Annotated in this window: 18 protein-coding genes, 2 tRNA genes, 1 pseudogene and 1 other annotated feature; of the genes and pseudogenes, 18 read left to right on the top strand and 3 right to left on the bottom strand. The window is 41.7% G+C overall.

Annotation, left to right across the window (positions count from 1 at the left end):
* Positions 1-12: 12 nt before the first annotated feature.
* The 7 genes and pseudogenes from JQX68_RS14315 (at position 13) to JQX68_RS14285 (ending at position 8,963) form a co-directional block, all read left to right on the top strand.
* Positions 13-522 carry a metallophosphoesterase gene (locus JQX68_RS14315; RefSeq protein WP_014664882.1) on the top strand — a complete coding sequence of 170 codons (510 nt, stop codon included), beginning with the start codon at positions 13-15 and terminating at the stop codon, positions 520-522.
* A 129-nt stretch (positions 523-651) separates the two neighbouring features.
* Positions 652-725, top strand: a tRNA-Arg gene (locus tag JQX68_RS14310).
* A gap of 583 nt (positions 726-1,308) precedes the next feature.
* Complete coding sequence (gene hsdR / locus JQX68_RS14305; RefSeq protein ID WP_205440323.1) at positions 1,309-4,515, top strand: type I restriction-modification system endonuclease; 3,207 nt, start codon at positions 1,309-1,311, stop codon at positions 4,513-4,515.
* 113 nt (positions 4,516-4,628) lie between these two features.
* Complete coding sequence (locus JQX68_RS14300; protein ID WP_205440322.1) at positions 4,629-6,059, top strand: class I SAM-dependent DNA methyltransferase; 1,431 nt, start codon at positions 4,629-4,631, stop codon at positions 6,057-6,059.
* Positions 6,056-7,489, top strand: a complete 1,434-nt coding sequence (locus tag JQX68_RS14295) for a restriction endonuclease subunit S (protein ID WP_205440321.1) — start codon at positions 6,056-6,058, stop codon at positions 7,487-7,489. Before JQX68_RS14300 ends, JQX68_RS14295 begins: the two co-directional genes overlap by 4 nt.
* Positions 7,490-7,762: 273 nt before the next feature.
* Positions 7,763-8,357 (top strand): annotated as a pseudogene (locus JQX68_RS14290) (recombinase family protein).
* Positions 8,358-8,871: 514 nt separating this feature from the next.
* Positions 8,872-8,963, top strand: a tRNA-Arg gene (locus JQX68_RS14285).
* Between the two features lie 59 nt (positions 8,964-9,022).
* Here JQX68_RS14285 and JQX68_RS14280 read toward each other — a convergent pair.
* The 3 genes from JQX68_RS14280 to cotQ all read right to left on the bottom strand — a co-directional run bounded on the left by JQX68_RS14280 (position 9,023) and on the right by cotQ (position 10,976).
* A complete protein-coding gene (locus tag JQX68_RS14280; protein ID WP_136654308.1) occupies positions 9,023-9,850 on the bottom strand; it encodes a YsnF/AvaK domain-containing protein in 828 nt (275 codons plus the stop codon).
* A 169-nt stretch (positions 9,851-10,019) separates the two neighbouring features.
* Entirely contained in the window at positions 10,020-10,481 is a 462-nt protein-coding gene (locus tag JQX68_RS14275; protein WP_014664879.1) for a GNAT family N-acetyltransferase, read from the bottom strand.
* 159 nt (positions 10,482-10,640) lie between these two features.
* A complete protein-coding gene (gene cotQ, locus JQX68_RS14270) occupies positions 10,641-10,976 on the bottom strand; it encodes an inner spore coat protein CotQ (RefSeq protein WP_205440320.1) in 336 nt (111 codons plus the stop codon).
* A gap of 446 nt (positions 10,977-11,422) precedes the next feature.
* Positions 11,423-11,667 (top strand) — a binding site (T-box leader).
* 121 nt (positions 11,668-11,788) lie between these two features.
* On the opposite strand from cotQ, the gene ilvB reads away from it, so the two are divergent.
* The 11 genes from ilvB (at position 11,789) to lonB (ending at position 25,790) form a co-directional block, all read left to right on the top strand.
* Positions 11,789-13,513, top strand: a complete 1,725-nt coding sequence (gene ilvB, locus JQX68_RS14265) for an acetolactate synthase large subunit (protein ID WP_205440319.1) — start codon at positions 11,789-11,791, stop codon at positions 13,511-13,513.
* A complete protein-coding gene (ilvN, locus tag JQX68_RS14260) occupies positions 13,510-14,028 on the top strand; it encodes an acetolactate synthase small subunit (RefSeq protein ID WP_069150004.1) in 519 nt (172 codons plus the stop codon). Before ilvB ends, ilvN begins: the two co-directional genes overlap by 4 nt.
* A 23-nt stretch (positions 14,029-14,051) precedes the next feature.
* Complete coding sequence (gene ilvC / locus JQX68_RS14255) at positions 14,052-15,080, top strand: ketol-acid reductoisomerase (protein WP_003222549.1); 1,029 nt, start codon at positions 14,052-14,054, stop codon at positions 15,078-15,080.
* A complete protein-coding gene (locus JQX68_RS14250) occupies positions 15,067-16,623 on the top strand; it encodes a 2-isopropylmalate synthase (RefSeq protein ID WP_040082253.1) in 1,557 nt (518 codons plus the stop codon). The genes ilvC and JQX68_RS14250 overlap by 14 nt, the downstream gene beginning before the upstream one ends.
* A 20-nt stretch (positions 16,624-16,643) precedes the next feature.
* Positions 16,644-17,741 (top strand): 3-isopropylmalate dehydrogenase, encoded by a 1,098-nt coding sequence (gene leuB, locus JQX68_RS14245; protein WP_014664871.1) that lies wholly within the window; start codon positions 16,644-16,646, stop codon positions 17,739-17,741.
* 49 nt (positions 17,742-17,790) lie between these two features.
* Entirely contained in the window at positions 17,791-19,209 is a 1,419-nt protein-coding gene (gene leuC / locus JQX68_RS14240; protein WP_014664870.1) for a 3-isopropylmalate dehydratase large subunit, read from the top strand.
* Positions 19,210-19,221: 12 nt separating this feature from the next.
* The gene (gene leuD / locus JQX68_RS14235; RefSeq protein WP_014664869.1) at positions 19,222-19,821 is read left to right on the top strand and encodes a 3-isopropylmalate dehydratase small subunit; all 600 of its coding nucleotides are present in this window, start codon (positions 19,222-19,224) and stop codon (positions 19,819-19,821) included.
* 118 nt (positions 19,822-19,939) lie between these two features.
* A complete protein-coding gene (gene ddcA, locus JQX68_RS14230; RefSeq protein ID WP_134975245.1) occupies positions 19,940-20,944 on the top strand; it encodes a DNA damage checkpoint antagonist DdcA in 1,005 nt (334 codons plus the stop codon).
* A gap of 227 nt (positions 20,945-21,171) precedes the next feature.
* Positions 21,172-22,446 (top strand): trigger factor, encoded by a 1,275-nt coding sequence (tig, locus tag JQX68_RS14225; RefSeq protein ID WP_014664866.1) that lies wholly within the window; start codon positions 21,172-21,174, stop codon positions 22,444-22,446.
* Positions 22,447-22,718: 272 nt separating this feature from the next.
* Positions 22,719-23,981 carry an ATP-dependent protease ATP-binding subunit ClpX gene (gene clpX / locus JQX68_RS14220; RefSeq protein WP_003229613.1) on the top strand — a complete coding sequence of 421 codons (1,263 nt, stop codon included), beginning with the start codon at positions 22,719-22,721 and terminating at the stop codon, positions 23,979-23,981.
* Positions 23,982-24,131: 150 nt separating this feature from the next.
* The gene (lonB, locus tag JQX68_RS14215) at positions 24,132-25,790 is read left to right on the top strand and encodes an ATP-dependent protease LonB (RefSeq protein ID WP_040082257.1); all 1,659 of its coding nucleotides are present in this window, start codon (positions 24,132-24,134) and stop codon (positions 25,788-25,790) included.
* Positions 25,791-25,922 lie beyond the last annotated feature (132 nt).

The following is a 25,922-nucleotide window of genomic DNA, read 5'->3' as shown; positions in this document are numbered from 1 at the left end:
GGGAGCTCGTACATGAACGTGCTGATTATCAGTGACAGCCATGGGCTTGAAGAAGAACTCCAGACCATTGCGAAACGGCACGAAGCAGAAGTTGACCTTATGATTCATTGCGGAGACTCTGAGCTAGAAACAGGGCATCCTGCATTGGAGCCTTATGCGGTTGTAAAAGGCAATTGCGATTTTGCCGGCGATTTTAAGGACGAGCTTCTTCTAACTGCCGGTTCAAGAAAAATACTCGTCACACACGGCCACCTTCACGGTATAAAACAGACCTTGTTAAACGTATACTATCGTGCAGAGGAGCTCGGAGCGGATATTATCTGCTTCGGGCATTCGCACATCGCGGGAAGCGAAGTGCTGCGCGGAAAACTGATGATTAACCCAGGCAGCATCCGGCTTCCAAGGGTGCGCAGGACAGAAAGCTATGCTATACTGACATTAGAAAATGATGCTGCGACAGTCCGTTTTTACGACCAAGCAGGCAATGAAATTGAGGATCTGCAAAACCGAGTCACACTTTGAAAATGTCATGAGGAAGAAAATTTTCTTCCTCATGAAAAAAATTCTAAAAAACCGTTGACTTATTGTTGCATCCCATATATAATAAATCTTGTCGCTGATAGTTAAAGCGAAAAACAAAAAACAAAACGTGTCCCAGTAGCTCAGCTGGATAGAGCAACGGCCTTCTAAGCCGTCGGTCGGGAGTTCGAATCTCTCCTGGGACGTAATTAAATCGGGTGCTAAAACCCGTCAAATCAACCTTCTATATCGTTTAGTGAAACGGTCAGTATAACGGTCACGTAAGAAATTACACCTGTTATTGACTTATATAACTTTCGATATAGGAGGTTTTTTGTTGTAACCAAAAGAAAAGGATTATTAGATGTTGATTCGGATGTAAAGGGATTATTAAATGGATTGACCATAACTAGTTCCACCGCTTCAAAAGAAAAAATAAAACAGTTTGAGGTCTTGGATGACTCAATGTTGATTTCTGATGCTCTCGAAACCAACACTAGGCAAATGAAGGTGAGTGAGAATAGAAGCCGTACAACAAGCGATTATGTCCTCCATGTAGAGCATTTTCAGAGTATAACAATTGAGGCTCTTCTTTTTATCGATCAAATCTGATGTCGTAGCCTCGATATTTAAACAATAACTAATAAAACCCGTCTTTTATTCACTTGGTTAAAGAATGAACCTAAACTAAGGAGCAGAGTAGAAAAAGAGCGATACATCTTCTTTCCTAATTTTTGCATGATTATAGTATAATAGACACAAACAATCTTTTAGGAAACGGTGATAAAAATGAGTAGCAACTTTTCATTTTTTCAAGGGAAATGGGATGTACTTGCTAACTTGGGAGAGACAGCTGAGAGAAATGTATATCATGACCCCCATACAACAGTAATGAAACTGCGATTGTTCGCTGAAACACTAACTAAATTTATTCTTGCCGCTGAAAATATTAAAGAGGCATATGGTACAACGCAAGTGGATCGCATTAACACTTTGCGTCGGGAAAGGTTACTTGAGCCTGAATTAATTGATATATTAGAGGCTCTTCGTCGCAAAGGGAATGTAGCGATGCATGAAGCGGATTATGGAAAAGTAGAAGAAGCAAAGGCTTTGTTGCAATTAACGTTCCGCTTGTCCATTTGGTTCATGGAGGTATATGGTGATTGGGATTTTCAAGCACCAGAGTATACAGAACTTCAAGAACAAGTAGAACAGAGTACAGAAACACTTCAGCGAGAATATGAGGAGAAAGTCAAAAAGCTTGAAGAAGAATTAGAGGCAATTCGTCGACAGGCGGAAGTGGAACAAGAAGAGGTAAAAATCGAACGTAAAAAGATATCCAAAAACTTTATGCGTCGACAGCAATTAACTGAAGCTGAAACACGTACGATTATTGATGGAAAACTACGTGCTGTTGGGTGGGAAGTAGACACAACTGTACTAAATCATCAAAAGAACGGAACGCTGCCAGAGAAAAATCGAAACATGGCAATTGCAGAATGGAAGGTCAATGGCGGCAGGGTTGACTATGCGTTGTTTATTGGCTTAAAGCTTGTTGGCTTTATTGAAGCTAAGGCAAAAAAGAAAACGATTCCTGGCGCATTAGAAAGTCAAACAAAAGTGTATGCAAAAAATGTGACACAAGTCGAAGATGAAGTCATCATACCTACAACAGGTGAATATAAAGTGCCGTTTTTATACGCAACGAACGGCCGACCATACTTGAGACAACTTCAAGAAGAGTCGGGCATCTGGTTTTGGGATTCACGTAAACCGTTAGAACATGCTCGCCCATTAGAAGGCTGGCATTCACCTGATGACTTGCAGCTTCTTCTTAGTCAAGATGACAAGGATGCAAATAAACGCTTAGAAGAAGAGGATATTACGAAGTTTGGTTTGCGTCATTATCAGCAAAGAGCGGTACTTTCCGCTGAAGAGGGATTAAAAGAAGGGCAACGAAGAATGCTTATTGCGATGGCAACGGGAACTGGGAAAACTCGTACAGCTATCGCCCTCATGTATCGCTTAATTAAGTCCAAAAAATGTCGTCGTATTCTTTTCCTTGTAGACCGTAATTCGTTAGGAAAACAGACAGAGGATGCACTTAAGGATACAAAAATTGAAGGCTACTCATTTGCTGATATATACGATGTAAAGTCTTTAGAAGACATGTCTCCAGAAGTTGAAACGAAGGTGCAAATTGCGACGGTGCAGGGAATGGTTAGAAGACTTTTCTATAGCGATAACGAGAAGCTTCCAAGTGTCGGGCAGTATGATTTCATCATTGTAGATGAAGCACATCGTGGCTATACAAGTGACAAAGAAATGTCAGAGGAAGAATTAGAATTCCGTGATCAGAATGATTATATTAGTCAATATCGGCGCGTTATCGATTATTTTGATGCGGCATGTTTAGGGCTTACCGCAACACCTGCTCTACATACAACAGACATTTTCGGTATGCCAATTTTTAAATATTCATATAGCGAAGCAGTGTTGGACGGATATCTAGTGGACCATGAGCCCCCTTATTTGTTTAAAACAGAACTTTCACAAGTGGGCATCACCTTTGAAAAAGATGAGGAAGTAGAAGTATATGATGTTGATAAAGGGGAGATTCAACTAGAAAAGGTAGAAGATACTGTGCACTTTGAAGTGGAGCAGTTTAATAAAAAAGTCATTACAGAACCGTTTAACCGTGCAGTTTTAAATAAATTAGTTGATTATATTGACCCTGCAGGTAAAGAAAAAACGCTCATCTTTGCAGCTACTGATCAACACGCAGATCTTGTTGTTCGCTTATTAAAAGAAGCATTTAAAGAACGTGGTGATGACATTGAAGATGATGCCATTATGAAAATCACTGGCTATATCTACAAGCCATTAGATGCCATTAAACGGTTTAAAAATGAGCGACTACCTAATGTCGTAGTTACAGTTGATTTACTCACAACAGGTATTGACGTGCCGCCGATCACAAATTTGGTGTTTTTAAGAAGAATACAATCTCGTATTCTCTATGATCAAATGCTTGGCCGTGCGACTCGTCTCTGCCCAGAGATTGGGAAAACACACTTTAACATCTACGATGCCGTTGGTATATATGACAAGTTGCAACATTATACAGAAATGAAACCAATTGTGAAGAAACAAAACTATCGTATTGGTGAGTTGTATAATTCTCTTATAAATGCGACGACTGATGAGGAAGCTTCATTTTATCGTGATCAATTAGTAGCGAAAATTCAGCGTCGCAAACAAAGATTTGACGAAGAAGGCATGGGAAAGTTTGAAGAATTATCAAATGGAAAACATGTGGATGAATGGGTGAAAGAAATTCAAACATACTCACCGCAAGAAGCCACACAGCATAATATCCTATTTGAATACATGGAAACGTACCAAGTAACACGTGAAAAACGCTATATATCTGATAAGGAAGATGAAGTAACAGACGTCATTCGTGGGTATGGTGAAGGAAACAAGCGACCAGAAGATTATCTGGATGGTTTTGTTCGATTTATCCAAGAAAATATCAATGAAATTCCCGCTTTGCATCTGATCTGTACACGGCCAAAAGATCTAACAAGACAAGATTTACGAGAACTTATGACGATTTTAGAAACAAAAGGCTTTAAGCAATCTCATTTACAAACCGCTTGGAAACAGACAAAAAATGAGGACATTGCAGCAGATATTATTAGTTTTATTCGCCAAGCTGCATTAGGTGAAGCACTCGTTGACCATGAAGCACGTATTAAACAGGCAATGCACAAAGTGTATTCACTGCATGATTGGACGCCAAGGCAAAAGAAGTGGTTAGAGAGAATAGAAAAGCAATTACTTCAAGTGCCTGTTCTTGCGCCTACCGCAGAAGAGGCATTCTCGGAAGAACCTTTTAGAACGTCTGGTGGCTACAAATTACTGAAGCGGGAGTTCGGTGACTATATTGATCATATTGTCAATATGATCAATGAGAACCTTTATATCAGCTAACGACTGTGCCTCTTCATTGAGGCACTTTTTTGGGTTATAATGAAAAGGTTCGCTTTCAACTAAAAATCATCAAGTTTGATTTAATAGATAGAAGATTTCCAGGAGGAAAAAAGATGAATAACCAAGAAATCGTTCAAAAATTATGGAATTTATGCAATGTGCTTCGTGATGACGGTATTACATATCAACAATATGTCACGGAGTTAACCTATATTTTATTTTTAAAAATGATGAAAGAACAGCAAACAGAAAATGTAATACCCGAAGGATATAGATGGGATGATTTGCTAGAAAAAGAAGGAGTAGAACTCAAAACATTTTATCAACATCTTTTAATTAAGCTGGGCAATAGCGAGAATGCTCAATTGCGTCAAATTTACACTGATGCTGCTACAAGTATTACAGAACCCAAGAACTTAGAGAAAATTCTGAAGACCATTGATGGCCTTGATTGGTACAACGCAAAAGAAGAAGGTTTAGGTAATTTATATGAAGGCTTGTTAGAAAAAAACGCAAGCGAAACAAAATCAGGTGCTGGTCAATACTTTACACCGCGTGTATTAATTGATGTAATGGTGCAACTGATTGACCCTAAACCTGGAGAAAAATGCAATGACCCTGCAGCTGGTACATTCGGTTTTATGATTGCGGCAGACCAGTATTTGAAAAATAAGACAGATAACTATTATGATTTAGATCCACAACTGGGCGTTTTTCAAAAGAAAGAAGCGTTTACTGGAATGGAACTCGTCACAGGGACTCATCGTCTTGCTCTAATGAATGCATTACTTCATGATATCGAAGGGCGACTGGAACAAGGAGATTCGTTATCTAGTAATGGAAAGTGGATGAAAAACTTTGATGTCATTTTAACCAATCCACCATTTGGGACAAAAAAAGGTGGAGAGAGTGTCTCGCGTGATGACCTGACGTTTGAAACTTCCAATAAACAGCTGAATTTTCTACAGGTAATTTATAACGCTTTAAAAGACGATGGTCATGCACGGGCAGCAGTTGTATTACCTGATAATGTCTTGTTTGAAAGCGGGGTTGGTGCACAGATTCGCCGTGATTTAATGAATAAATGCAATCTGCATACAATCTTACGCTTACCAACGGGGATTTTCTATGCCCAAGGTGTGAAAACTAACGTCTTATTTTTCACAAGAGGAAAAACAGACCAAGATAATACAAAGGATGTTTGGGTATATGATCTCCGCACCAATATGACGTCATTCGGAAAACGGAATCAGCTAACAATGGCACACTTTGAAAACTTCATGAAAGCATATGTAGCAGAAGACCGCTCAAAAGTAGTGGATGAACGTTGGAATGTATTCACAAGAGAAGATATTGCAAAAAAAGGGGACAGTTTAGATATCGGTTTGATTGCGGATGAATCATTATCTTCATACAATAATTTACCAGACCCGATTGAGTCGGCAGAAGAAGCGATTGCGAAACTTCAGCAGGCTATGGGGTTATTAAATGAGGTAGTTGAAGAGTTGCGTGCTGTTGAAAAGGATGAGGTGGTCAAAAAGTGACTAAGAGAAAGAAGACTGTTAATGAATTGTTGGAAGAAGCACTTTTTGTAGAGGATGAACAACTATTCCAAGTACCTGAGAATTGGGTTTGGGTAACTTTAAAAGATGTTTGTAAGATAAATATGGGACAGTCGCCTAAAGGTGAATATACTACTGATGATTCAAACAATATACCTTTAATAGGTGGTCCAGCAGACATGGGAGAAACATATCCAAATGCTAAAAGATATACAATTAAACCTACAAAATTATCTGAAAATGGCGAGTTAATTGTATCTGTTAGAGCAACTTTAGGAAAAACAAATATCGCAGATGGACAATATTGTCTTGGACGTGGTGTAGCAGGAATAAAATCAAATATCATAGATATCAGATTGTTAAGGTATTACTTTGAAACAATTAAGTCACATCTGTATTCGGTTAGCACAGGAACTACTTTTCAACAAATATCTAGGAAGAATATTGAAAGTATTGCATTTCCGCTTTTACCTTTAAATGAACAAAAACGAATTGCTGACAAAGTGGAGAGGTTTTTAAGTAAAATTGAAGAAGCAAAGCAGTTGATTGGCGAAGCGAAGGAAACGTTTGAACTTCGTCGAGCGGCTATTTTGGATAAGGCGTTTAGGGGAGAGTTGACGAGGAAGTGGCGAGAAGAACACCCTGATATAGAAAATGCAGAAGTGTTATATGATAAAATAATTAGTCTAATTAAGCCTAAAAAATTCGAGATTATTGAAGAGCAAAGTGAGTATATTCCATGTAAATGGAAATGGGTCAGACTGGGAGAAGTTGTACAAGTAAATCCCCCAAAGAAAAAGTTAAATGAAGTATCTGAAGAACAAAAATGTACATTTATACCGATGCCTGCGGTGAGTGATAAAACTGGTAAAATCGAAGAACCAGAAGAAAGAGAATATAGAAAAGTTAAAAAAGGCTATACGTTTTTTTTAGAGAATGATGTACTGTTTGCTAAGATTACCCCTTGTATGGAAAATGGAAAATCAGCTATAGCTAGACAATTAAAAAACGGGTTTGGCTATGGTTCAACAGAATTTCATGTTTTACGTACTTCTGAGTATGTGAATGAACAGTATATTCACTATTTGGTTCGTTCACAAAGGTTTAGGGCAAAGGCTAAGAGAGAAATGACGGGAGCGGTTGGTCAGCAACGAGTGCCAAAAGAATTTTTATTGAACTATCCATTTCCTCTACCTCCTAAAGAGGAACAAGATGCTATTGTAAACATTTTGGATGATATCTTCGCTAAGGACAATTGTTCAAAATTCAATCTTCAACTCGAATCTGAGTTGGACATATTGAAACAATGCATCCTTTCGAAAGCTTTTCGTGGCGAACTTGGAACAAATGATCCAAGTGAAGAAAGTGCTGTTGAATTGCTAAAAGAAGTGCTACAAGAACAAGTAAAATAGTTATAAGAAGACATCCAAATTAATTGGGTGTCTTTTATGGTTGTATACATGCCAAGTTGTGGTATTAGTTTGATACAGAACCACTCTCATTCACAAACTGACAATCGGTAAATTTTCGATACGACTCAGATTCTCAATGTGATTTAACATGGTAAAGTAATAAGAGTTGCAGTGAAACCCTATTCGAGTTCGATAATAATATCGATAGCAGAGAGTGTAGACTTATAAGTGATATCAAAGAAAAGATACCGATGCCTCAAGGTGGAATCAATTATGGACAACAAAGAATTTGGATACGTTAGAGTAAGCAGCAAAGACCAAAAAGCACGACAACTGAATAGTATGTATGCTCTTGGAATTGATGAGCGCGATATTCATATCTATAAGCAAAGCGGGAAAGACTTCAATAGACCTTAATACCAAGCTTTGAAATTGTGTTTGCGTAAAGGAGATACGTTATACATACATCCATTAGATAGGCTAGGTCGTAATAAAGAGGTGATTTTAAACGAGTGGAAAGATATCAAACAGAACATCAATGTACATATTGTTGAAATGGATATGCCATTGTTGGATACACGGAAATACAATGACTCATCGGTTCTTTCATGGCTTACTTGATGTTACATGTATTATCGTGGGTTGCTGAAGAAGAGAAGGATAGCTGTAGCTAAGGCACAGGGTAAACACCTTGGAAGACTTAAAAACAACTATTACAACTGAGTTTGAGCAGGCTTATAAACAATGGAAAGCAGGAGAAATTACAGCGGTTGAAGCAATGAAGAAATCAAGTATGACTAAGGCTACATTCTATCGCAGGGTTAAGGAATATGAAGCAAGTAAAAGATTCCTATCACTTCTCTCTTAAGAATATGGGGGATGTTTCTACATTATCACTGGGACATGAAAGGGATAAACCTATAGTCGGTTCATCCACACACCATGAAAGAATTAACTTGTCGAAACGAATCTAATTCTAGTCCATCTCAAATTACATTATTTTAAATGATCAATCCCTATCCTGTTCTTTGTTACAGTCTGGACATTTCCATTTAATAATCCTATCAGCTTCTAATGCTTACACCGATTTTTCGTGTGAAATGGGCAGAACCATATACTTTCTGCGATATTTTAGGAATAGGTTCTCCTTGTAAATCAGCTTTACAATATGGACAACATTCTTTGTTATCTCTCATGAAACCACTCCTTTAAATAAATACCTTTGCGTTTTAATTTAGCAGATTTAAGTACAACTGTATTACCTTTTCAATAGGGTTGTTTTCTACTATATGAATGCTTGAATTGTAAAGCATAAGCAAATATAATAGAAAATTAAGTCAATCGGTCAAAGTTCGGAAAGTGACCGTTATACATGAACGTGAACGAATAGCGATATAAAAAGGATGGAAGCTGGATAGAGCAACGGCCTTCTAAGCCGTCGGTCGGGAGTTCGAATCTCTCCTGGGACGTACCAAAGTGAAAAACCTCAAATCCATTTAGGATTTGAGGTTTTTTGTTGTCGGTCTATGATTTTTATTTATTATTTAACGGATCATCATCATCCAAGCCGTCAACTTTTCCTTCTTTATTCAGACGAGGTTCTTCTTTTTTCACAGTTTCAGAAATATGTTCATTTTCTTCAACAGTGCGTTTACCGACAACCACTTCATCAGTGACAACTGGTTTTTTAGTCACTTCCAGCTTTTCCTCAACGATTGGCACTCTGATCTCTTCCGAATCGTTGACGGGAGAAGCATCCGCTTTATTTTCATCCACTGGCCGGCGTTCGACATAAATTTCATCGTGTCTCACCGGGATGTCCATATCTCTTTTTTCTGTTTTCACTTCTTTTCCTATCTCTACTTCGCCGGTTTGAACGTCTTCCTTATCGACTTTCAGCTGTTCTTCCCGGAGCGGCATCGTTTTTTCTTCTTTCGTTGTATAATCCGCCATTTCATTTGTGCTTGAAAAGCCGCCTGAAAGGGCATTGCCGTTATCCATAGGAGCATTTACATCTGCATCTGTATCGACGGCTACCAGGAGTTTTCCGTCATCCAAATCTTCTTGATACTTGTCTATTTCATCCGTTTTAATATCCAAATCGGATAATGCTTTGCTGTGTGCAGCAGTATCATCCATTGTGAAATAATCTTTCAGTTTATCGAAAAAAGATTCAGATTCGCCCTGATGTGCATCGATGGCTTGATTGACCTCTGTTCCTGTACGTGACTCCAAATAATCTGTATCTCGCCGGCTTGTTACAACAGAGATGTCGTCAGAATCATAGCCTTTTGTGAGTAAGCCTTCAATCGCTGCGATGGTTTCCTGTGGGGTTTCGTATACACCAACTATGCTTTTCATATCAATCTCCTCCTTTATGAATTTGCATGATATCGTTCATGTCGTTTGTAATTCCCGATGCTCTTTGAATTAAACAAAATTGAAAACATTGGCGGGTATCAAAAGGGTGAAATGTGTGTGAATATCAAAAAAGATAGATAAGACAGACTTTCCTCTGTCTTATCTATCTTCATAGTTGCAGCTCCTTCGTCATAAACACACTGTTCGGATCTTCAACATAGTCTGCAAACGGTTCGCAATACTGAAAACCAAAGCTTTCATACAATTTTCTTGCCGGCTCAAATGAAGCCATTGAACCCGTTTCTAAGCTTAGTCGCTCATAACCTCGCTTCTCGGCTTCTTCAATGATGTGCTGGAGAACTTGTTTGGCAACGCCTTTTCTTAAATGTGATGCAGATGTTCGCATTGATTTGATTTCTCCATGCCGGCTGTCCAGTTCTTTTAGCGCTCCGCAGCCGGCTAGTTCATCGCCCTCCCATGCGCTCCAAAATGTTATTTCAGGCTCTCTTAGTTTCTCTAAACCTAAGGCATGAGTGCTTTCTGGCGGGGACATAAGCGTCATGCTATGTAAATGCTCATTCACAAGTGAGACCACCTGACGTCCAGTTAAATCGTCTATTTTTATATGCAATTTTATTCCTCCTCAAACATTGATCTTAATCATATTTCATCCTGTTTCCAACTATAAAGACAGAAAACCTGACAGTATTGAAGCCAATATATGAGTTGCAAAAGATGTTTGAAAGCAAAAAAAGAGGCCGAAATCGTTGTTCGGCCCTTGCAGTCTTCTTTAATTTCTAAAGCCTCCATGCACACCGGCTGTTCCGCTAAAACCGCCGACATGTGTCGCCGGAATACTGAACCCGCCGCTATGGCCGCTGAAGCCAGTGCCTGAAAATTGCTGCCCGAAAAAATCTGAAGTGTATGGATAAGAGGAGTACATAGCAGAGGGAGTGGTCAACGGGCTATATGCCTGGCTGAACGGCTGTCCGTATCCGTAGCCTCCAAATGGCTGTTGGCTTTGCTGGTAAAAGGCAGGGGAAGCAGGATAATGCTGCTGCGGAAAGCTAGGGAAGCTTGGAAAGCCCACAGGAAATCCTTGCATGTCTGCAAATGATTTATTCATCGTATCACCTTTTCTTTGCAAGATACCATTAATGTATGCCGAGGGAACAAGGGGAGTGCCTATCCAGATTGAAATGGTTTGCAAGATGATCTGCCAGACTCAATTCCCATACGAATTATAGCGTGTTATAAAATCTTACACGTTTATGTAAAATTGAATTATTCTGGTGTATCCTTGATAGATTAATAAAAAAATTATAAAAACTTTTAACATTTGCAATTCCTTTTGTACCAATAATGAAAGCGTATACAATATAGATTGATTAATCAAAATTGTCTAATAATTTTAAAAAATGCTGTTGACACTGCGTCCAAAGCGGCGTAATATGAGTTCAACAAAAGATAAACGCAAGCTTCACAAGCGAAAATGATCGCAATATGATTCTGAAAAAATGAAAAACAATCGACCTTCTTGAACAGCTTGCAAGGCGTTCTGAAGGATGAATATGAAAAGCGCAGATGAGGATAAGTAGCCTTGATAAAGCTTTCCACAGAGAACCGGGTTAGCTGAGAACCGGCGAAGCTTTACAAGGTGAACTCGCCTCAGAGTGCCAGTCTGAAATGACAGTAGGACTTGGCCGGGTGAACTTGATTCACTCGTTACTAAAGCGGATAGAAATATCCATGAGACGGCCGACTAAGGCCGTAAACAAGGGTGGTACCGCGGAAAGAAAAGCCTTTTCGCCCCTTTTAGCTATCGCAGTTACTGCGCGGCTGATTGTGGGTGGAAGGGCTTTTTTTATTGAATAATCAGCTATCTAGCTAATAAAAAGATGATCTTTAAAGGATGAAAATCCAAAAGGAGGAACTAAAATGGGGACTAATGTACAGGTGGATTCAGCATCTGCCAAATGTACACAGACGATGAGCGGAGCATTAATGCTGATTGAATCATTAAAAAAAGAGAAAGTAGAAATGATTTTCGGTTATCCGGGCGGGGCTGTGCTTCCGATTTACGATAAGCTATACAATTCAGGGTTGGTACATATCCTTCCCCGTCACGAACAAGGCGCGATTCATGCAGCGGAAGGATACGCAAGAGTCACTGGAAAACCGGGTGTCGTTATTGCCACATCAGGACCGGGAGCGACAAACCTTGTTACAGGCCTTGCTGATGCCATGATTGATTCATTGCCGTTAGTTGTCTTTACAGGGCAGGTGGCAACCTCTGTTATCGGGAGTGATGCATTTCAGGAAGCAGACATTCTAGGGATTACGATGCCGGTGACAAAACACAGCTACCAGGTTCGCCAGCCGGAAGATCTGCCGCGCATCATTAAAGAAGCGTTCCATATTGCAACAACTGGAAGACCCGGCCCAGTATTGATCGATATTCCGAAAGATGTAGCAACAATTGAAGGAAAATTCAGCTACGATCATGAGATGAACCTCCCGGGATACCAGCCGACAACAGAGCCGAATTACTTGCAGATCCGCAAGCTAGTAGAAGCCGTGAGCAGTGCGAAGAAACCGGTGATCCTGGCGGGTGCGGGCGTACTGCACGGAAAAGCGTCAGAAGAATTAAAAAATTATGTCGAACAGCAGCAAATCCCTGTGGCGCACACCCTTTTGGGGCTCGGAGGCTTCCCGGCTGACCATCCGCTTTTCCTGGGGATGGCGGGAATGCACGGCACGTATACAGCCAATATGGCTCTTCATGATTGTGATCTTTTAATCAGCATCGGCGCCCGTTTTGATGACCGTGTCACAGGAAACCTGAAACACTTTGCCAGAAACGCAAAGATTGCCCACATCGATATTGATCCAGCTGAAATCGGAAAAATCATGAAAACACAGATTCCTGTAGTGGGAGACAGCAAAATTGTCCTGCAGGAGCTGATCAAACAAGATGGCAAACCAAGTGATTCAAGCGAATGGAAAAAACAGCTCGCCGAATGGAAAGAAGAGTATCCGCTCTGGTATGAAGATAATGAAGAAGAGGGTTTTAAACCTCAGAAATTGATTGAATATATTCATCAATTTACAAAAGGAGAAGCCATTGTCGCCACGGATGTAGGCCAGCATCAAATGTGGTCAGCGCAATTTTATCCGTTCCAAAAAGCAGATAAATGGGTTACGTCAGGCGGACTTGGAACGATGGGATTCGGCCTTCCGGCGGCGATCGGTGCACAGCTGGCTGATAAAGATGCCACTGTCGTCGCGGTTGTCGGAGACGGCGGTTTCCAAATGACGCTTCAAGAACTCGATGTCATTCGTGAATTAAATCTTCCGGTCAAGGTAGTGATTTTAAATAACGCTTGTCTCGGAATGGTCAGACAGTGGCAGGAAATTTTCTATGAAGAACGCTATTCAGAATCTAAATTCGCTTCTCAGCCTGACTTCGTCAAATTGTCCGAAGCATACGGCATTAAAGGCATCAGAATTTCATCAGAAGCGGAAGCGAAGGAAAAGCTGGAAGAGGCATTAACGTCTAGAGAACCTGTTGTCATTGATGTGCGGGTTGCCAGCGAAGAAAAAGTATTCCCGATGGTGGCTCCGGGAAAAGGGCTGCATGAAATGGTGGGGGTGAAACCTTGAAAAGAATTATCACATTGACTGTGGTGAACCGCTCAGGCGTGTTAAACCGGATCACCGGTCTATTTACAAAAAGGCATTACAACATTGAAAGCATTACAGTCGGACACACAGAAACAGCAGGCGTTTCCAGAATCACCTTTGTCGTTCACGTTGAAGGTGAAAATGATGTTGAACAGTTAACAAAACAGCTCAACAAACAGATTGATGTGCTGAAAGTCACAGACATCACAAATCAATCGATTGTCCAGAGGGAGCTGGCCTTAATCAAGGTCGTCTCCGCACCTTCAACGAGAACAGAGATTAATGGAATCATAGAACCGTTCAGAGCCTCTGTCGTCGATGTCAGCAGAGACAGCATCGTTGTTCAGGTGACAGGCGAATCTAACAAAGTTGAAGCGCTTATTGAATTGTTGAAACCTTATGGCATTAAAGAAATCGCGAGAACAGGTACAACGGCTTTTGCGAGGGGTACCCAGCAAAAGGCGTCATCCAATAAAACAATATCTATTGTATAAAACATAACAAGGGAGAGATTGAAATGGTAAAAGTATATTATAACGGTGATATCAAAGAGAACGTATTGGCAGGCAAAACAGTAGCGGTTATCGGATACGGTTCGCAAGGCCACGCACATGCCTTGAACCTTAAAGAAAGCGGAGTAGACGTGATCGTCGGTGTTAGACAAGGAAAATCTTTCACGCAGGCCCAAGAAGACGGACATAAAGTATTTTCAGTAAAAGAAGCGGCAGCCCAAGCTGAAATCATCATGGTTCTGCTTCCTGATGAACAGCAGCAAAAAGTATACGAAGCTGAAATCAAAGATGAATTGACAGCAGGAAAATCATTAGTATTTGCTCACGGATTTAACGTGCATTTCCATCAAATTGTTCCTCCGGCGGATGTTGATGTATTCTTGGTAGCGCCTAAAGGTCCGGGACACTTGGTCAGAAGAACATATGAGCAAGGAGCCGGCGTACCTGCATTGTTCGCAATCTATCAAGATGTGACTGGAGAAGCAAGAGACAAAGCTCTCGCATATGCAAAAGGAATCGGCGGCGCAAGAGCGGGCGTATTAGAAACGACATTTAAGGAAGAAACAGAAACAGATTTGTTCGGTGAGCAGGCGGTTCTTTGCGGCGGATTAAGCGCGCTTGTCAAAGCAGGATTTGAAACATTAACTGAAGCAGGTTATCAGCCTGAACTTGCATACTTCGAGTGTCTTCATGAGCTGAAATTAATCGTAGACCTTATGTACGAAGAAGGACTTGCAGGAATGAGATATTCAATTTCTGACACAGCACAGTGGGGAGATTTCGTATCAGGACCTCGCGTTGTGGATGCTAAAGTAAAAGAATCGATGAAAGAAGTATTAAAAGATATCCAAAACGGTACATTCGCAAAAGAATGGATCGTCGAAAACCAAGTAAACCGTCCTCGTTTCAATGCTATCAATGCGAGCGAGAACGAGCATCAAATCGAAGTAGTGGGAAGAAAGCTTCGTGAAATGATGCCGTTTGTGAAACAAGGCAAGAAAAAGGAAGCGGTGGTCTCCGTTGCGCAAAATTAATTTTTTCGATACGACGCTTCGTGATGGTGAACAGTCCCCTGGAGTGAACTTGAATACACAGGAGAAACTTGCCATAGCTAAGCAGCTCGAAAGACTCGGGGCAGATATCATTGAAGCGGGATTTCCCGCTTCGTCCCGAGGTGACTTTTTAGCTGTTCAGGAAATCGCTAGAACCATTAAAAATTGTTCAGTGACTGGTCTGGCCCGTTGTGTAAAAGGTGATATTGATGCTGCTTGGGAAGCGTTAAAGGATGGTGCTTACCCGAGAATTCATGTTTTTATCGCCACATCGGACATTCATTTGAAACACAAGCTGAAAATGACACGTGAGCAAGTCATTGAAAGAGCAGTTGAAATGGTGACATACGCAAAAGAACGTTTTCCGGTTGTGCAGTGGTCAGCTGAAGATGCCTGCCGCACTGAGCTGCCGTTTCTGGCAGAAATCGTCGAGAAAGTGATTGACGCAGGCGCCAGTGTTATCAATCTTCCAGACACTGTCGGCTACCTGGCTCCAGCGGAATACGGAAATATCTTTAAATATATGAAGGAAAACGTTCCGAACATTCACAAAGCAAAGCTTTCAGCTCATTGTCATGATGATTTGGGAATGGCAGTTGCAAACTCTCTTGCTGCGATTGAAAATGGCGCTGATCAAATTGAATGCGCTGTGAACGGGATCGGTGAAAGAGCCGGAAACGCGGCATTAGAGGAAATTGCCGTTGCCCTTCATATCAGAAAAGATTTCTACCAAGTTGAAACAGGAATTACATTGAACGAGATTAAGAGAACAAGCGATTTAGTAAGCAAGCTGACCGGCATGGCTGTCCCGCGCAATAAAGCAGTTGTGGGCGATAATGCATTTGCTCATGAATCAGGCATCCATCAGGACGGCTTTTTAAAAGAGAAATCAACTTATGAAATTATTTCGCCGGAGCTTGTCGGTGTAACCGCAGATGCGCTTGTCCTAGGTAAACATTCTGGACGCCACGCATTTAAAGACCGGTTGACTGCTTTAGGATTCCAATTTGACAGTGAAGAGATTAATAAATTCTTTACGATGTTTAAAGAGTTGACTGAGAAGAAAAAAGAAATCACTGATGAGGATCTTGTTTCTCTTATTTTAGAAGAAAAAGTAACAGATCGCAAGATTGGGTATGAATTTCTTTCTCTGCAAGTACATTACGGAACTAGTCAGGTCCCTACGGCTACTCTTTCTTTGAAAAATCAAGAAAACGCAGAGCTTATTCAGGAAGCTGCAACTGGGGCCGGAAGTGTGGAAGCAATCTACAACACGCTTGAGCGCTGCATCGATAAAGACGTGGAGCTCTTAGACTACCGCATTCAGTCTAACAGAAAAGGCGAAGATGCATTTGCCCAGGTGTATGTAAGAGTTTTGGTGAACGGAAAGGAATCAGCAGGGCGGGGCATAGCGCAAGACGTATTAGAAGCATCAGCGAAAGCCTATTTGAACGCAGTAAACCGTCAATTGGTTTTCGAGTCGAATATGAGCGGACTTAAAAACCACACAGCTGTCGGATCATAAAAGAAAGGAGAACGGTTAATTTGAAGAAACGTATTGCTCTATTGCCCGGAGACGGGATCGGCCCTGAAGTATTAGAATCAGCGACAGACGTACTGAAAAGTGTTGCCGAACGCTTTAACCATGAATTTGAATTTGAATATGGCCTGATTGGAGGGGCGGCGATTGACAAACATAACAACCCCCTCCCAGAGGAAACCGTTGCCGCTTGTAAAAATGCAGACGCAATATTGCTTGGCGCTGTCGGCGGACCGAAATGGGATCAAAACCCTTCGGAGCTGAGACCGGAAAAAGGGCTGCTCAGCATCAGAAAACAGCTTGATTTGTTTGCGAATTTACGTCCAGTGAAGGTGTTTGAAAGCCTTTCTGACGCTTCGCCTTTGAAAAAAGAATACATCGATCATGTTGATTTTGTTATCGTCCGAGAGCTGACAGGCGGCTTGTATTTCGGCCAGCCGAGCAAACGCTATGTAAACACTGAAGGTGAGCAGGAAGCAGTAGACACCCTGTTTTATAAGCGGACGGAAATTGAACGCGTGATCAGAGAGGGCTTTAAAATGGCAGCAGCCAGAAAAGGAAAAGTAACCTCTGTTGATAAAGCAAACGTTCTAGAATCAAGCAGACTGTGGCGTGAAGTGGCTGAGGACGTTGCAAAAGATTTTCCTGATGTAAAGCTGGAGCACATGCTTGTGGATAATGCAGCCATGCAGCTGATTTATGCACCGAATCAATTTGATGTCGTGGTGACTGAAAATATGTTTGGTGACATTTTAAGCGATGAAGCGTCGATGCTTACAGGATCACTCGGGATGCTCCCGTCAGCCAGCCTATCAAGCTCCGGTCTTCATCTGTTTGAGCCTGTTCATGGCTCCGCGCCTGATATTGCCGGCAAAGGGATGGCAAATCCATTCGCGGCCATATTGTCAGCGGCAATGCTTTTGAGAACATCTTTCGGGCTTGAAGAGGAAGCGAAAGCTGTAGAAGATGCGGTAAACAAAGTCTTGGCTTCCGGAAAAAGAACAAGAGACTTGGCACGGGGTGAAGAGTTCAGCAGCACTCAGGCCATTACGGAGGAAGTTAAGGCAGCAATCATGAGTGAAAATACAATTTCTAATGTGTGACAGCTTACGATAAGCGGTCTTAGTTCATAGGTAGAGGGAGGAAATAAAGATGATGCCTCGAACAATCATCGAAAAGATTTGGGATCAGCATATTGTAAAACATGGTGAGGGAAAACCCGATCTTCTCTATATTGATTTGCATCTCATTCATGAGGTGACGTCACCTCAGGCATTTGAAGGTTTGAGACAAAAGGGAAGAAAGGTCAGAAGACCCCAAAACACATTTGCGACAATGGACCATAACATCCCGACCGTCAATCGTTTTGAGATAAAGGATGAAGTTGCGAAACGCCAAGTAACGGCGCTTGAAAGAAACTGTGAAGAATTTGGCGTGCGCCTTGCCGATCTTCACAGTGTGGATCAAGGGATTGTCCATGTCGTCGGCCCTGAACTGGGCTTAACGCTTCCAGGGAAAACGATCGTGTGCGGCGACAGTCATACATCGACACATGGCGCTTTCGGCGCTCTTGCATTTGGAATCGGGACGAGTGAAGTTGAACATGTCCTTTCCACACAGACTCTTTGGCAGCAGCGTCCGAAAACACTTGAAGTGCGTGTAGATGGAACGCTTCAAAAAGGGGTAACGGCAAAGGATGTCATTCTTGCTGTCATCGGTAAATACGGTGTGAAATTCGGCACTGGCTACGTCATTGAATACACTGGGGAAGTATTCAGAAATATGACGATGGATGAACGAATGACCGTTTGCAACATGTCAATTGAAGCAGGAGCAAGAGCAGGTTTGATTGCACCTGACGAGGTAACATTTGAATATTGCAAAAACCGCAAGTACACGCCAAAAGGCGAAGAATTTGACAAGGCTGTAGAGGAATGGAAAGCGCTGCGCACAGACCCGGGCGCTGTTTACGATAAATCTATCGTCCTTGACGGCAACGACATTTCTCCTATGGTGACATGGGGCATTAACCCGGGAATGGTTCTTCCTGTCGATTCTGAAGTTCCAGCGCCGGAAAGCTTTTCTGCAGAAGATGACAAAAAAGAAGCGATTAGAGCTTATGAATATATGGGGCTGACTCCCCATCAGAAAATCGAAGACATTAAAGTGGAGCACGTATTTATCGGTTCCTGCACAAATTCCCGCATGACAGACCTTCGTCAGGCTGCAGATATGATCAAAGGGAAGAAGGTAGCTGACAGCGTTAGAGCCATCGTCGTGCCAGGATCCCAAAGTGTGAAGCTTCAGGCTGAACAAGAAGGGCTTGACCAGATTTTCTTGGAAGCTGGATTTGAGTGGAGAGAGTCAGGCTGCAGCATGTGTTTGAGTATGAATAATGATGTTGTTCCTGAGGGAGAGCGCTGTGCGTCAACCTCTAACCGCAACTTTGAGGGAAGACAAGGAAAAGGTGCAAGAACACATCTCGTCAGCCCGGCAATGGCTGCGATGGCTGCCATTCACGGACACTTCGTTGATGTCAGAAAGTTTTATCAGGAAAAAACAGTTGTGTAAGGAGTGCGCGAGATGGAACCTTTGAAATCACATACGGGGAAAGCGGCCGTATTAAATCGGATCAATGTTGATACTGACCAGATTATTCCTAAACAATTTTTGAAGCGGATTGAAAGAACAGGCTACGGGCGTTTTGCATTTTTTGACTGGAGATATGATGCGAATGGTGAACCGAATCCTGAATTTGAATTAAACCAGCCTGTTTATCAAGGAGCTTCCATTTTAATAGCAGGAGAAAACTTCGGCTGTGGATCATCGCGCGAACACGCTCCGTGGGCGCTTGATGATTATGGGTTTAAAATTATCATTGCGCCGTCATTTGCTGATATTTTCCATCAGAACTGCTTTAAAAACGGGATGCTTCCAATCCGCATGCCATATGACAATTGGAAACAGCTAGTCAGCCAGTATGAAAACCAGTCATTGCAAATGACTGTTGACCTTGAAAATCAGCTGATTCATGACAGTGAAGGCAATCAAATTTCATTTGAAGTTGATCCGCATTGGAAAGAGATGCTCATCAACGGCTATGATGAAATTTCATTAACGCTGCTGCTTGAAGATGAAATCAAGCTATTTGAATCGAAAAGAAGCTCTTGGCTTCAAGCCTGAAGAAGCGGCCGGTCTTTGTCCGGCGGCTTTTTTTGCCTGGTGAAACCTTTCATTTCTTGTGTTTGTTCACAGGTGTTGATACACTTGAACAAAATAAATGCCTGAAAGGAATATAGGTATGACGCATGACAAGAAAAACGCAAAAATTATTCCTTTTCCTCATCTAAAAGACCGCCTCGTGGAAAAAGGGATGTCATCACTCAAGGAAAAAAAGTATCAAGAAGCGCTTGAGCTGTTTTCAGAAGCAATGAAATATGATGATACTGAATCTGATCTTCACTTAGGGATGGCCATCTGCTTTTTAGAGCTGGGCGAGCTGGAAGAGGCAAAAAGTGTGTGCGAGAAGATGCTCAAAGAAGGTTATGGCCATTATTTTACGGTTTTGCAGGTGTACATGACCATCTTAATTCAGCTTAAAAAATACGAAGAAGTCAAAAGCACTATTGAAGCCGTTTTGGAAGAAAATCAGCTGCCGGCAGAAAGCGCCGAGCAATTTTACAAGCTGCTTGATTTCAGCCGGAAAATGACCGATCCGGATCGAGAGGACGAGGCTTGGGCTGAAGAATACGAGGATACAATTGACACCGAGAAAGTGCTGGCAAGCCCTGAGGAGCAAATGAATCTCATTCATTCCTTAAAAGACCGTAACGTAGCAAAGTATACAGGATTGCTCAAAACAATCCTTCAAGACCCCTCAGCCCACCCGATTATCAAAACGATGATTGTCATGCTGTTGGCCGAGCATGAGTACAGCAAACCTGTGCACATTAGTAAATTTGGCGAGTCGTTGACAATTGACCCGTCTGAGATTGTCCCGCCTGATGCCGCTCCGATTCTGCACCGTGTTCTCAGGGTGCTGGATGAGACACTTGGAAATGAAAATCCAACCTTATATGCGGCCGTAGAAGAATTGTGGAGAAGACATTTATACGTTTTATATCCGTTCCAGCCGAAATTGCTGTCGGCTGATCTTTGGGCGGCTGCCCTGCATAAAGTCGGCTACGAGATGCACGGGATTGAAATTGAAAGAGAAGAACTTCATATGATGTATGAATTTACCGACAGAGAACTCGATGAAGCTTGCACAATGATAAAAGATATTGAAGAAATTTCTTATTTGTAAATCACGCCATATAGTTGAAAGCGCTATGTGTTATGTTATAATATAGTGGTTGTATTTGTGTATAACGGGTTATAAGAAATACGGTTGGACAGGCTTTGCAGTTCATTATTAACATCTATACATAATGATTCTGATCTTTGGCAGCTTTGTTTTTGTTGGACGAAGCCGAATGATTGCTTTAGAATGGAAGACCGACACAACCTGAATAGATTTTTGGAGGGAAACACATGTCTGTAAAATGGGAAAAACAAGAAGGCAACGAAGGCGTTTTAACGGTTGAAGTTGATGCTGAAACGTTTAAAACAGCACTTGATGATGCATTTAAAAAAGTAGTAAAACAAGTTTCAATTCCTGGATTCCGTAAAGGTAAAATTCCTCGCGGATTATTCGAACAGCGCTTTGGCGTAGAAGCTCTTTACCAAGATGCTTTGGATATTCTTCTTCCTGTAGAATACCCTAAAGCGGTTGAAGAAGCTGGAATCGAGCCTGTAGACCGTCCTGAAATCGATGTTGAAAAAATCGAAAAAGGCGAAAGCTTAATCTTCACTGCGAAAGTAACAGTAAAACCTGAAGTGAAGCTTGGCGACTACAAAGGCTTAGGCATTGAAAAAGACGACACAACTGTAACTGACGAAGATGTTCAAAACGAACTAAAAGCGCTTCAAGAGCGTCAAGCTGAGCTTGTTGTAAAAGAAGAAGGCGCTGTTGAAGAAGGAAACACAGTTGTTCTTGATTTCGAAGGATTCGTTGACGGCGAAGCATTCGAAGGCGGAAAAGCTGAAAACTATTCTCTAGAAGTAGGTTCTGGTTCATTCATCCCTGGCTTCGAAGATCAATTAGTTGGCCTTGAAGCAGGTGCGGAGAAGGATGTTGAAGTGACATTCCCTGAAGAGTACCATGCTGAAGATCTTGCAGGCAAACCAGCTGTGTTCAAAGTGAAAATTCACGAAATCAAAGCGAAAGAGCTTCCTGAGCTTGACGATGAATTCGCTAAAGATATCGATGAAGAAGTGGAAACACTCGCTGAATTAACTGAAAAAACTAAGAAACGTTTAGAAGAAGCGAAAGAAAACGAAGCTGACGCTAAATTGCGTGAAGAGCTTGTTCTGAAAGCTTCTGAAAATGCTGAAATCGATGTGCCGCAAGCAATGGTTGACACTGAGCTTGACCGCATGCTGAAAGAATTCGAACAGCGTCTGCAAATGCAAGGCATGAACCTTGAGCTTTACACTCAATTCTCAGGCCAAGATGAAGCTGCGTTAAAAGAGCAAATGAAAGAAGATGCTGAAAAACGCGTAAAATCTAACCTGACTCTTGAGGCGATTGCGAAAGCGGAAAACCTTGAAGTATCAGATGAGGAAGTTGATGCTGAGCTTACAAAAATGTCTGAAGCATACAACATGCCTGTTGAAAATATTAAACAAGCCATCGGTTCTACTGACGCGATGAAAGAAGATTTAAAAGTTCGCAAAGCAATTGATTTTCTTGTAGAAAACCGTTAATATGGTGCATAATAATAGTAATAATAAAACAGGGCGCGAATCATTCGTGCCTTGTTTTGTACAATTATGAGTTATCTCTTTTTCTTGGGGCAAGATAGTTAATGCAGGGCAGTTTTTTGTCATACATATAGAATGTGCAAGTCAGAAACACATTGTTACCGTCTTTTTGGAAAGTATGGTAAAATGCAATACATACTCGTTTCGTTTCAAGAATCATTTTCTTTTGCTCTGCCGGTAAAAGAAAAAGTGAGACAAGATTAAGGGGTGAAAGAATGTTTAAATTTAACGAGGAAAAAGGACAATTAAAATGCTCGTTCTGTGGAAAAACACAAGATCAGGTTCGTAAGCTTGTAGCTGGGCCTGGTGTATATATATGTGACGAATGTATCGAACTCTGCACTGAAATTGTAGAGGAAGAACTCGGAACAGAAGAAGAAGTAGAATTTAAAGACGTACCAAAGCCTCAGGAAATTCGTGAAATCTTGAATGAATATGTCATCGGCCAAGATCAAGCGAAGAAATCACTTGCTGTTGCTGTGTATAACCACTATAAGCGCATTAACTCCAACAGCAAAGTCGATGATGTTGAGCTTTCAAAAAGTAATATTTCATTAATCGGACCTACAGGAAGCGGTAAAACCCTTCTGGCGCAAACGTTGGCTCGCATTTTAAATGTGCCGTTTGCGATTGCAGACGCTACATCTTTGACTGAAGCTGGATACGTGGGTGAAGATGTAGAGAATATTCTCTTGAAACTCATTCAAGCTGCTGATTATGATGTGGAAAAAGCCGAAAAAGGCATTATCTATATTGATGAAATCGATAAAGTGGCTAGAAAATCTGAAAACCCGTCTATCACACGTGACGTGTCAGGTGAGGGCGTACAGCAGGCATTGCTTAAAATTCTTGAGGGTACAGTGGCGAGCGTGCCGCCTCAAGGAGGACGTAAGCATCCTCATCAAGAATTCATTCAAATTGACACAACAAATATTTTGTTCATCTGTGGCGGAGCTTTCGATGGTATCGAACAAATCATCAAACGCCGTTTAGGCCAAAAAGTGATTGGATTCGGTGCTGACAACAAAGCTGCTGATCTTGAAAAAGAAGATCTTCTTTCAAAAGTGCTTCCTGAAGATTTGCTCCGCTTCGGGTTAATTCCTGAGTTTATCGGACGTCTTCCGGTTATTGCAAGCCTTGAAAAGCTTGACGAAGAAGCTTTGGTTGCGATCTTAACAAAACCGAAAAACGCTCTTGTTAAGCAATTCAAGAAAATGCTTGAGCTTGACAACGTTGAGCTTGAGTTTGAAGAAGAAGCGCTTTCTGAAATCGCTAAAAAAGCGATTGAACGCAAGACTGGCGCACGCGGACTCCGTTCTATCATTGAAGGCATCATGCTTGATGTGATGTTTGAGCTGCCTTCTCGTGATGACATTGAAAAATGTGTGATTACCGGGGCAACTGTGACACACGGAGAGCCTCCTCGCCTTTTATTAAAAGACGGCACTGAGGTTAGCCAAGATAAAACATCTGCATAAAGATAAACACAAACCTCCTGAATGAATCATTCAGGAGGTTTTTTGCATGTAAACTCTTCCGGAAAAACGTTTATTCCCGCCTCCTATGGGAGATACTAGCAATCAGAGGAATGAATTGGATACATAAATTGTTTTTCAGGAGGGACCACCATGAGTTGGACAGGGATCGCGTTATTTATTCAGCTGTTTTTTGGGATCATCATTGGTTTGTATTTTTGGAATTTGCTTAAAAATCAAAGGACACAAAAGGTCACGATAGATAAAGAATCAAAGAAGGAAATGGAGCAGCTTCGGAAAATGCGCGCTATCAGCTTGTCCGAGCCATTATCTGAGAAGGTCCGCCCCAAAAGCTTTCAAGATATTGTCGGACAGGAAGACGGTATTAAAGCATTAAAGGCGGCTTTGTGCGGACCGAATCCTCAGCATGTCATTGTCTATGGACCGCCGGGAGTTGGAAAAACGGCTGCTGCGCGGCTTGTGTTGGAAGAAGCAAAAAAACATAAACAATCACCGTTTAAAGAGCAAGCTGTTTTTGTGGAACTCGATGCGACAACAGCCCGTTTTGATGAAAGAGGAATTGCCGATCCGCTCATCGGCTCTGTCCATGACCCGATATACCAAGGGGCCGGAGCAATGGGGCAGGCTGGGATACCGCAGCCGAAGCAGGGAGCTGTCACTCATGCCCATGGCGGTGTGCTGTTTATTGATGAAATAGGGGAGCTGCATCCTATTCAAATGAATAAAATGCTGAAGGTGCTTGAGGACAGAAAAGTCTTTTTAGACAGTGCGTATTACAGTGAGGAAAATACACAAATTCCGAATCACATTCATGATATTTTTCAAAATGGGCTGCCGGCTGATTTTCGCCTCATTGGCGCAACCACAAGAATGCCAAACGAAATTCCGCCAGCTATCAGGTCCCGCTGTTTGGAGGTTTTTTTCCGCGAGCTTGAAAAGGACGAACTGAAAACTGTTGCCAAAACAGCAGCGGATAAAATTGAAAAAAATATCTCTGAAGAAGGCCTCGATCTTTTGACCAGCTATACGAGGAACGGACGGGAAGCTGTCAATATGATTCAAATCGCAGCGGGGATGGCTGTTACGGAGAATCGGAAAGACATTACCATTGAGGATATTGAATGGGTCATCCACTCTAGTCAGCTTACACCGAAGCATGAGCAAAAAATCGGTGTTGAACCGCAGGTCGGCATTGTAAATGGGCTTGCAGTCTATGGGCCTAACAGCGGATCGCTTCTGGAAATCGAAGTGAGTGTAACCGCGGCTCAAGATAAAGGATCAATTAATATCACAGGAATAGCTGAAGAAGAAAGCATCGGCAGCCAATCAAAATCAATCAGGCGAAAAAGCATGGCGAAGGGTTCGGTTGAAAATGTGTTAACCGTGCTCCGGACAATGGGAATGAAGCCGTCTGATTATGATATTCATATCAATTTCCCAGGAGGGGTTCCGATTGATGGTCCGTCAGCGGGCATCGCGATGGCGGCGGGGATTTTCTCGGCGATACACAAAATTCCTATTGACAATACCGTTGCGATGACAGGCGAAATCAGCTTGAACGGCCTTGTGAAACCTATCGGAGGCGTTATACCGAAAATAAAAGCGGCCAAGCAGTCCGGTGCGAAAAAGGTGATTATCCCACATGAAAATCAGCAGGCGATCTTAAAGCAGATTGACGAAATCGAGATTATTGCAGTGAAGACGTTCCAAGAAGTGCTTGATGAAATTTTAGTGAATCCGCCAACGGAACAAAAACCGTTCCATATTGAAATTAATAAAGAATCCGTTTAAACCCTATTTTTATAATAGGGTTTTTTTCATGAAGGACATCTTTTCCTTTTTCATATCAGAAAGAAAGGGTATACTACGAGGAGACTGCTTTATAGAAAATGGAACCATGCCGTTTATTGTACAAGGATGAAA

The organism is Bacillus sp. LJBS06, assembly GCF_016924995.1.
In the GTDB taxonomy this organism is placed as follows: Bacteria; Bacillota; Bacilli; order Bacillales; family Bacillaceae; genus Bacillus; species Bacillus stercoris.
This window is presented reverse-complemented; position numbering and strand designations above follow the sequence as displayed.